Origin of the sequence: Streptomyces sp. 13-12-16 (genome assembly GCF_002114215.1) — a bacterium.
Taxonomy (GTDB): domain Bacteria; phylum Actinomycetota; class Actinomycetes; order Streptomycetales; family Streptomycetaceae; genus Streptomyces.
Genome location: NZ_NCTE01000346.1, coordinates 1 through 9,067, shown reverse-complemented (window position 1 = coordinate 9,067; position 9,067 = coordinate 1). Strand labels below are relative to the sequence as shown.

General features: G+C 73.2%; 5 protein-coding genes and 2 pseudogenes. 2 read left to right on the top strand and 5 right to left on the bottom strand.

The window, feature by feature from the left end; all coding sequences use genetic code 11:
• From B7767_RS14665 to B7767_RS14650, 4 genes and pseudogenes are all read right to left on the bottom strand, one after another.
• Window positions 1-824, bottom strand: a pseudogene (locus tag B7767_RS14665) (NHLP bacteriocin export ABC transporter permease/ATPase subunit); the annotation flags it as partial.
• Between the two features lies 1 nt (window position 825).
• On the bottom strand, window positions 826-3,048 hold the full coding sequence (locus tag B7767_RS14660) for an NHLP family bacteriocin export ABC transporter peptidase/permease/ATPase subunit (protein WP_085572578.1): 2,223 nt from the start codon (window positions 3,046-3,048) through the stop codon (window positions 826-828).
• Window positions 3,045-3,851, bottom strand: a complete 807-nt coding sequence (locus tag B7767_RS14655) for an HlyD family efflux transporter periplasmic adaptor subunit (RefSeq protein WP_085572577.1) — start codon at window positions 3,849-3,851, stop codon at window positions 3,045-3,047. Before B7767_RS14655 ends, B7767_RS14660 begins: the two co-directional genes overlap by 4 nt.
• Before the next feature lie 111 nt (window positions 3,852-3,962).
• Window positions 3,963-4,178, bottom strand: coding sequence for a type A2 lantipeptide (locus B7767_RS14650; RefSeq protein ID WP_085572576.1), 216 nt, complete (start codon window positions 4,176-4,178; stop codon window positions 3,963-3,965).
• A 568-nt stretch (window positions 4,179-4,746) separates the two neighbouring features.
• On the opposite strand from B7767_RS14650, the gene B7767_RS14645 reads away from it, so the two are divergent.
• The gene (locus B7767_RS14645) at window positions 4,747-6,012 is read left to right on the top strand and encodes a S1 family peptidase (RefSeq protein WP_085572575.1); all 1,266 of its coding nucleotides are present in this window, start codon (window positions 4,747-4,749) and stop codon (window positions 6,010-6,012) included.
• Between the two features lie 278 nt (window positions 6,013-6,290).
• On the opposite strand, the gene B7767_RS14640 is transcribed toward B7767_RS14645, so the two are convergent.
• Window positions 6,291-8,435 carry a SpoIIE family protein phosphatase gene (locus B7767_RS14640; protein WP_085572579.1) on the bottom strand — a complete coding sequence of 715 codons (2,145 nt, stop codon included), beginning with the start codon at window positions 8,433-8,435 and terminating at the stop codon, window positions 6,291-6,293.
• 232 nt (window positions 8,436-8,667) lie between these two features.
• Here B7767_RS14640 and B7767_RS14635 point away from each other — a divergent pair.
• Window positions 8,668-9,067 (top strand): annotated as a pseudogene (locus tag B7767_RS14635) (PAS sensor protein); the annotation flags it as partial.

The window sequence follows — 9,067 nt, the reverse complement described above, 5'->3', positions numbered from 1 at the left end:
AGCGGGATCCCGGCCGCCCGTGCCACCAGCTCGCAGGCCGCGTACGTGGCGTCCGCGTCGGCCGCCGTCGTGCGCCGCCCCGACCGCTCGCCGATCGCGGCGAGCAGCGTCCGGTCGGCCCGGGCACGCACCGCCTCACCGGCCGCGATGCCTTCCGCCGTCCGCGTCTCGTGCGTCTGTTCGAGCTGCTCGATCCACCGGTCCAGCGTGGTCATCAGCCGGTACTGCTGGTCGACCATGCTCTGCCACAGCGCCGGATCCATCAGCAGATCGGCGGCGGCCTCGGCCCCGTACAGCGAGCCGTACTGCACACTGCCCGGCGGGACCTGCATCCAGAACACGTCGTCGTCGCCGGGCGCGGTGGCCCGCTCCGTGGCCATCGGCGCCTGGAACAGCACCGCCAGACCACGGCCCACCCCGAGCGCGAGCGCGTACTCCAGCGGGCTCGTCGTCGGCGGTACGTACTGCGGGTTGCCGTAACCGTCGTACGACCAGGTCTGGGTGCTCGCCGGCTGGTACAGCTCGCGCAGGGCGATGCGGTGCACCACGCAGTCCCGCAGCGGACGCGCCACCAGCGTGTGCGCCGGACCGGCCACCGGGCCCAGCACCAGCGAGCCCGCCTCCAGCCGGCCCAGATGGTGCCAGTGCCCCTGCTGCCCGGCGTCCACCGCGAACAGGTCCACGGCACCGGACGCGATCAGCCACAGCACCTGCGGCCCCTCCAGGTCCAGCCGCCCGGACCCGGAGCAGTCGACCGGTGTGCCCAGCGACCCGAGCGCGCCCAGGACGAGGTCGCCGCCCTGACTCTCGTGCACGGCTGTCATCTCAACGCTCCCTGACCAGCGCCGCGTACGCGCCGCCGCGCGCCACCAGCTCCTCGTGCCGTCCGCGCTCCACGACCGTGCCGTGGTCCAGGACGACGATCTCGTCACTGTCGCGCACCGTGCTCAGCCGGTGCGCGATCACCACACAGGCACAGCCGCGCCGGCGCAGGTTGTCCATCACCACCAGCTCGGTCTCCGCGTCCAGCGCGCTGGTCACCTCGTCGAGGACCAGGATGCTCGGCCGGCGCACCAGCGCCCGCGCGATCTCCAGGCGCTGGCGCTGACCGCCGGAGAAGTTCCGGCCGTCCTGCTCGACCGGGCTGTGGATGCCGCCCGGCCGGCGCAGGATCACGTCGTACAGCGCCGCGTCCTTCAGCGCCTCCACCACCGCCTCGTCCGGGACCGACGGGTCCCACAGCGCCACGTTGTCACGGACGGTGCCCTCGAAGAGGAACACCTCCTGGTCGACGAAGGAGACGGAGGCGGCCAGCGCCCCGCGCGGAATGTCCTCGATGCGCTGCCCGTCGATCCGGATCACGCCCTCCCACGGCGCGTACAGCCCCGAGATCAGCCGGGACACCGTCGACTTGCCGCTGCCCGAACCGCCCACCAGCGCCACCTGCTGCCCGGGGCCCACGGTCAGGTCGAAGCCGGTCAGCAGCGGCTTGTCCAGCGGGTTGTAGCCGAAGGCGAGGTTCTGCAGCTCGACGTGGCCTTGCAGTCGGCGGGTCGACTCGCCGGTGCCGGGACGGCCGTAGAGCGGGTCCGCCCGGAAGTTCTCCACGTCCTTCAGCCGGGCCACGTCCGCGGCGAAGTCCTGGATCCGGCCCGCGACGCCGTTGAGCCGGGTCAGCGGGGCGGTGAAGCGGGCGACCAGCGCCTGGAAGGCGACCAGCAGACCGACCGAGATGTGCCCCTCGACCGCCCGCATGCCACCGATCCACAGGATCAGCGCGCTGTTGAGGGTGGCGAGCGTCGGCGCGACGACGCCGAGCCAGGCGCTCGGCACCCCGAGCCGCTGCTGCTCCTCCAGCGTGGTGGCGTGCTGCCCGGCCCACTTGCGGAAGTAGCCGTCCTCCCCGCCGGTCGCCTTCAGCGTCTCGATCAACTGCAGACCGGTGTACGCCGTGTTGGTGAGCCGCGCGCTGTCCGCCCGCAGCTTCGCCGTACGGGTCGCGCGCAGCCGGATCACGATCCGCATCGCCACGATGTTCAGCAGCGCCACCCCGATGCCCACGAACGTGAGCTGCGGGTCGTACGTGTACAGCAGCACCGCGTACAGCACGACCACCACCGCGTCCACGCCCGCCGCCGACAGGTCGCGGGCCAGCGTCTCGGCCACCGCGTCGTTGGACTGCAGCCGCTGCACCAGGTCGGCCGGGCTGCGCTGGGCGAAGAACGTCACCGGCAGCCGCAGCAGATGACGCAGGAAGCGGGCGCTGGACAGGGTGGAGGAGATCAGCCGGCCGCGCAGCAGGTTGCCCTGCTGCAACCAGGTCAGCACCAGCGTGAGCAGCACGCACGCGCCCATGGACGTGAACAGCACGCCCAGCATGGAGGTCCGGCCGCCGATCAGGAACTCGTCGATGAAGGTACGGCTCAGTCCCGGCACCGCCGCGCCGACCGCCACCAGCAGCAGGCTCGACAGCACCACGGCGGGCATGGTGCCCGCCGTACCGCGCAGCCGGGCCGGCATCGCGCCGAGCACGCCCGGCTTGCGCCCGCCCCGGGTGAAGTCCTCGCCGGGCTCCATCACCAGCACGACACCGGTGAAGCTGCCGTCGAACTCCTCCAGGGGGACGAACCGCCGCCCCTTGCCGGGGTCGTTGATGAACACCCCGCGGCGGCCGAACCGGCGGCCCATGCCGTCGTAGACGACGTAGTGGTTGAACTCCCAGAACAGGACGGCCGGTGCCGTCACCTCGGCGAGGGCGGCCAGGTCCATCTGCATGCCCTTGGCGGTCAGTCCGTAACCGCGGGCCGCCTTCAGCAGGTTGCTGGCGCGCGAGCCGTCCCGCGAGACGCCGCAGGCGATGCGCAGCTCCTCCAGCGGGACATGGCGGCCGTAGTGGCCGAGCACCATCGCGAGCGAGGCGGCACCGCACTCCACGGCCTCCATCTGGAGCACGGTGGGCGTACGGACGCTCTTCGCCCGGGACTTGGGCACCTTGCGCTTCGGCGGGGCGGCACGGCGTCTGCCGCGGGTCTCCTGGGCGGTGGTCACGGGAGCAGCCAATCGACGGGACGCTGATCGGCCAGCCGGATCGAACCCGTGGCCAGGGTCATCGAGGTCAGCTCGAACGGCGGACCGTCCGCCGACGACCACGCGTAGCCGCTTTCCGTGCCGGAGGACTCCTCCAGCTCGACGGTGACGGCCACCGGCCTGCCCTTCTTCGTGAACTGCTCGCCGAGCTGGGCGTCCCCGAGGAACGCGGCGATCTGCTGGGCGGACTGTGCCGAACGGCCCACCGACTTCACCTCGCCGCGCAGCACGCCGTACTCCTGGCTCGGCACCGACTGCACCGTCAGGTCGACGGAGGCGTGCGCGGGGATGCCGGCGGCGCTCTCGGCGGGGACGTACACCGTGGCCCGCAGCGGGGCCTCGGCGCGGGCGACCTTCTCCACGGCGGCGACGTTCGCACCGGTGGGGATGATCTGCCCGGTGCCGGCGGCGAGCGCGGTGACGCGGCCCGCGTCGAGGGTGCGGACGACCTCGTCGCCCCGCTCGGTGCGGACCTTCAGGACGGGGGAGCCGGCGGGCAGCCGCTCGCCCTCCTTCGCGAGGACGGCGGTGACCTGGCCGGCGACGGGGCTCTGCAGGACGTAACTGCCCTGCCCGTACGTGAGGACGGCGGGCGCGCCGACCGTGGAGGACACCGAGCCGGTCAGCGCCCACACCGAGGCGGCCGCCATCGCGACCACCGTCACGGACAGCACCAGCCAGCCCTGTGGACGCGCGAAGCGCACCGGCAGGTCGAGCTCCTCCGGTGACTGGAGCCTGGCGAGGGCCTGTTGACGGAACTGCACGGGTCTTCCCTCACCTGGGTGAACTGTGCGACGTGACGCGTGGACCGTGGAGGCACCGCGAAGTCCCGGAGCCGGCGGGCGGCTCCGGGACTCGGCGGCACGAAGGCGCGATCAGAGACCGGCGACCAGGTTCGTGACCGGGGCGGTGTTCAGGCCGGTGACACCCTCGACGGTGCCGACGGCCGTGTCGACCAGGCCGGAGACCGGGGCGATGCCGTCCACCGCGCCCGTGAGGGTGTTCACGGCGTTCACGGACAGACCGCCGGAGACGTTGTCGAGGTCGGCGTCGGAGATCTCGGCGGTCTCGACCTGGGGGGTGGAGTTCATGATGGAACTTCCCTTCGTATGGATATTTCACAAGGGGGAGCGGCCCCTCCGGTGACGGATGAAGGCCGCGACCGCGGGCGCCGGACGTCCCGTCGCCGGGAGCCCGAAGCGGCCTTGCGGTGCGATGGATCAAAGCACGCGGCGGGCGCGGCCTTCCAATCAATCAAACGTCTCACCAGGCAATTCGTGCTCCACGGGGGTACAGGCGTGCAGACGCGGGCACGGCTCGGCGGCGACTTCTTCACATGCCCCACCGCATCGACCCGTCCGGCCACTTGCGCCCCGGTGACCGGAATCCGGCACACCGGTCCCAAAGGCGTGGCCCGGTCCGCCGGCCTGTGGACGAATCCCGGCTCCGGTGACCGGGTTGGGCATTCGATGTGCAGATTCGCTGAAGCCGGGATTCCGCTACGCGATCGCGACCGACCGCTCACGGCCGGTCGCCGAGCGTGATCGACCGGACGGGATTGAACGCCCCCCGCGGCCCGTGCGTACCAACAGCCGTCCGGGCGCCCCACAGTTGCCGAACACCGGCGCGACTCCGGTCCCCCCCAGGAGGTCGAGAAGTTTGAGTCACAAGCGAATTCCGAAGCGCAAGGCCGCGATGGCGGTGGGCGGTGTGGTGGCGCTCGGCGCCGCCGCGTTCCTGCTCCCCCACGCGAACGCGTCCCAGGACGGCGCGTCGGACGGCGCCGCGGCGCCGAAGACCCTGAAGGCGGGCGATGCCTCGGATCTCGCCTCGCGGCTCGCCGGGCTCCTCGGCGACGCGTTCGCCGGCTCCTACTACGACGGCGACAACAAGCAACTCGTCGTCAACGTCGTACCGGGCGACGACAACAACGTGATCGTGCAGGCCGAGAAGGCGGGCGCGGCCGTCCGTGAGGTCGACAACAGCATGACCGAACTGGAGGCCGGGGCGCGGACGCTGAAGTCGGAGGCGACCATCCCGGGCACCTCCTGGGCCGTCGACCCGCGCACCAACAAGATCCTCGTCACCGCGGACAGCACGGTGACCGGCGACAAGTGGAACAGACTGGAGTCCACCGTCGAGAGCCTCGGCTCCGGCATGGCGACCATCAAGAAGTCCGCGGGCACGTTCAGGACCTTCGCCTCCGGCGGCGACGCCATCTTCTCGGGCGGGGCGCGCTGCTCGCTCGGCTTCAACGTCACCGCGGGCGACGGCTCCCCGGCGTTCCTGACGGCCGGTCACTGCGGTGTCGCGGCCGAGCAGTGGTCCGACGCGCAGGGCGGGCAGCCGATCGCCACGGTCGACCGGTCGGTCTTCCCCGGCGAGGGCGACTTCGCGCTCGTCCGGTACGACGATCCCGCGACCGTCGCGCCGAGCGAGGTCGACCTCGGCGACCAGACCCTCCCCATATCCCGGGCCGCGGAGGCCACCGTCGGCCAGGAGGTGTTCCGGATGGGCAGCACCACCGGGCTCGCCGACGGCCAGGTGCTCGGCCTGAACGCCACCGTGAACTATCCGGAGGGCACGGTCACCGGTCTCATCCAGACGAACGTCTGCGCCGAGCCCGGCGACAGCGGCGGCTCGATGTTCACCCGGGACGGCCTCGCCGTCGGCCTGACCTCGGGCGGCAGCGGCGACTGCGCCTCGGGCGGCGAGACGTTCTTCCAGCCGGTCACCACGGCCCTGGCGGCGGTCGGCGCGACCCTCGGCGACGCGGGCGCCGCCGGCGAGGGGGCCGGTGGCCAGGAGGTCGGCGGAGAGGAGGCCGGGACGGGGGACCAGTCCGGTGACGGGGCCGGCGCGGGGGCCGGTGACGCCGCGGAGCAGGGTGCCCAGGACGGTTCCGGCCCGACCGGGACGCACTGACGCGCCCTCGCTCCGAGCACGGCCCCGGTCCCGGCACCGCTATGCGGGTGCCGGGACCGGGGTCCGTCAGGCCGTCGGGGGTCACCCCAGCCGTTCCGCCCCGGGTCCCCGGGGCCTTTCCCGCCCCCGCCGCCCCTTCCCTTCCCGTTCCCGGGGGCTTCGACCCCGGACCCCCTTCGCGCCCGCGCGGCGGAGCCGCACATCGGCACAGTCCCGCGCCCCTTTACGCCCGCGCGGCGGAGCCGCACATCAGCACGGCCTCGCGTTACGGGGCCGGGTCAGTCGTCAGGCAGGGCCCGCAGGAGGAGCAGGGCGATGTCGTCCAGCCGGTTCTCCGCGTCCGCGCCGTGCCGGACCAGGGCGTCGGCGAGATCGTCCAGGGGCAGGTCGCCGAGGTCGGTGAGGCGGCGGCACAGGTCGGCGACGGAGTCCTCGAAGTCGGTGCCGGGGGATTCCACCAGGCCGTCCGTGTAGAGGACGAGCAGCGAACCGGGGGAGAGGTCGACCTCGGTCGACGGGTACGCCGCCGAGCCGTCGATGCCCAGCAGCGGGCCCCCGGCCAGGTCCAGCACCCGCACCCGCCCGTCCGGTCTGCGCAGCAGCGGCGGCGGATGACCCGCGCGGGACATCACGGCCCGCCCGTGCGCGGGATCGAGCCGCAGGTACAGACAGCTGGCGAACAGGTCCGCACCCAGTTCCAGCAACAGCCGGTTGGTGCTGCGCATCACCTCCTCGGGCGCCTGCCCGACGGTCGTGTACGCGCGCACCGCGGTGCGGACCTGTCCCATCAGCCCGGCCGCCGTCACGTTGTGCCCCTGTACGTCCCCGATCACCGCCGCCGCCATCCCCTGCGTCGGCACCAGGTCGTAGAAGTCGCCCCCGATCTCCATGCCCTGGGTGGCCGGCAGATAGCGGGCCGCCGCCTCGATCCCCGCCAGCGACGGCAGCGTGTGCGGCAGCAGCGCCTCCTGCAGCCCGTGCGCGAGCCGGTGCTTGGCGTCGTAGAGCATGGCCCGCTCCAGTGCCTGGGCGATCAGCCCCGCCAGATTGGTCAGCACCGCCCGCTCCTCCGTCGTGAAGTGGTGCGGCGCCGCGTACGACAGCACGCACGTCCCCACCGGGCGCCCCGAGGCGATCAGCGGCAGATACGCCCACGCCGCGAACTCGGACGGGTTCGCCAGCAGCGCCGGATACAGGCGCTCGATCTCCTCCCGGCTCTCGAAGAAGGCGGGCACACCGGAGCGCAGCACCTGGCTGCCGGGGGTCGGCTCCGACAGCGGCATCCCGTCGAACCGCTCCACCACCCGCGCGTCCGCGTACCCCTGGTGCCCCAGCACGCGCAGCCTGCCCGCCCGGGACCCGAGGATCACCAGCCCCCGGCCGCCCACCGCCGGGACGATCTCGGCCGCGACCAGCCGCACCACGTCCTCCACCCCGACCGTCTCGGTCAGCGCACCCGCCAGGCTCAGCACCTGGGTGATGGTGACCAGCCGCGGCTGCTCCTGCCCGGACCGCGGTGCCGCGCGGTTCATCTCCGTCACCGCGCGCGCCCGGCTGATCCGCACACTGAGTCCGGTGGTACTCGGATACAGCCGGAACGACAGCCACTCGTCCGGAGGGCGCAGCGCGACGAACGAGGTGACCTGCTGGCTGAACAGCGCGGCCCGGTACCGGTCCTCGTACACGGGATCGTTCAGCCACGGCACCGACGCCCACATCTGGGCACCGAGCAGCCGGTTCGCCGGAACGTCCAGCAGCTCCGCGGCGGCGGCGTTGGCGAAGCCGACCCGCCCGTGCAGATCGAGCGAGCACAGGCCGTACGGCAGCCGGGACACCATCCGTGCCGCCTCCACCGTGCCGAGCGTGCCGGCCATGCCGCCCACCAGCGGCGCCGCCAGCAGATCCGGTTCCGGTGCCAGCGGCAGGCTCTGCTCGGCGGCCCGCTCCAGCCGCACCGCGAGCCGGTCGCAGGCGGCGGTCAGATGATCACGCTCCCAGTCGGACAGTTCCCGCGGATGCGTGCCGGGCCAGGTCACGAAGACCGCGCCGTACGCCCTCGTCCCCGTCGCCACCGGCAGCGCGGCCAGCGAGAAGGGGTACGGCAGCACCACGGCGATCCGGGGATAGTGCCGGGCCATCTCCTCCTCGCCGCCCACCCACACCAGCCGCCGTTCGCGCACCGCGTCGGAGACCGGGATCGGCGCACTCAGCCCCACCCGTTCCCACGGGGCCGCGAAGGCGCGGGGCAGCCCAGCCATCACCGCCATCTCCAGCACCGGATGGTCCGGTGAGAGCAGGTACACGGCCCCGGAGTGGGCGTGCACCTCGTCCATCATCGAGGCCAGCGTCAGGGACAGCAGCGGACGGCCGACCGGCGCCCGCCCGCCCGCCGGCGTCCGCGCGGACGACTGCCCCTCGGACACGCCGACCACCTCCTCGCACGGCCGCGCCACCGGTCCCGGGACCCAATCTCCCCCCTGCCGGACCGTCGCGCACAACGAGCGACGGGGAGGGGGCGTACGCCCCACGGGGTCACGCCCCCTCCGTATACCCCGGATCCCGGCCCGTAGGGCCGCCCGGGGCGTTCCGCGCCCCGGGCACTCCGGGGCAGCCGAACGCGCACAGGGGCTGCGCGGGTGTCCCATAAGCGCTGTAATGGCCAACGTGGTCGGTGAGGGCGCTGCGGGACGCAGCACGAGAACGCTGCGTGCGGAAGGTGCCCTGACGGCGATCGCGGTCGACCCCGAGTCACCCGACCGGGTGCGCAGGATCCTGGAGCAGGCCCTCGTCTTCGCCGGTGCCGCGTTCGCCGCCGTGTACACGGTCGGCGCGGACGGAGAGCTGCTGTGCCTGGCGGAGTCCGCCGGGGTGCCGCGCACCCTGTGCGGGGTGCGGGACAGCTACCCCGTCGCCGGGCACGCCCCGGTGGCCGAGGCCCACCGCGGGCGGCCGGTGTGGCTGGGCCCGGACGACCTCGCCGCGCAGGCGCAGTCACGGCGCGTGCCCAGCCGTGACTTCTTCCTGGCGGCGCTGCCCCTGCGCGGCGACGGCGGCG

What these genes read in the sequence shown, in the direction of transcription:
- B7767_RS14650 (WP_085572576.1), bottom strand. Translation starts at nt 4,178, where the DNA reads ATGAACTCCACCCCCCAGGTCGAGACCGCCGAGATCTCCGACGCCGAC.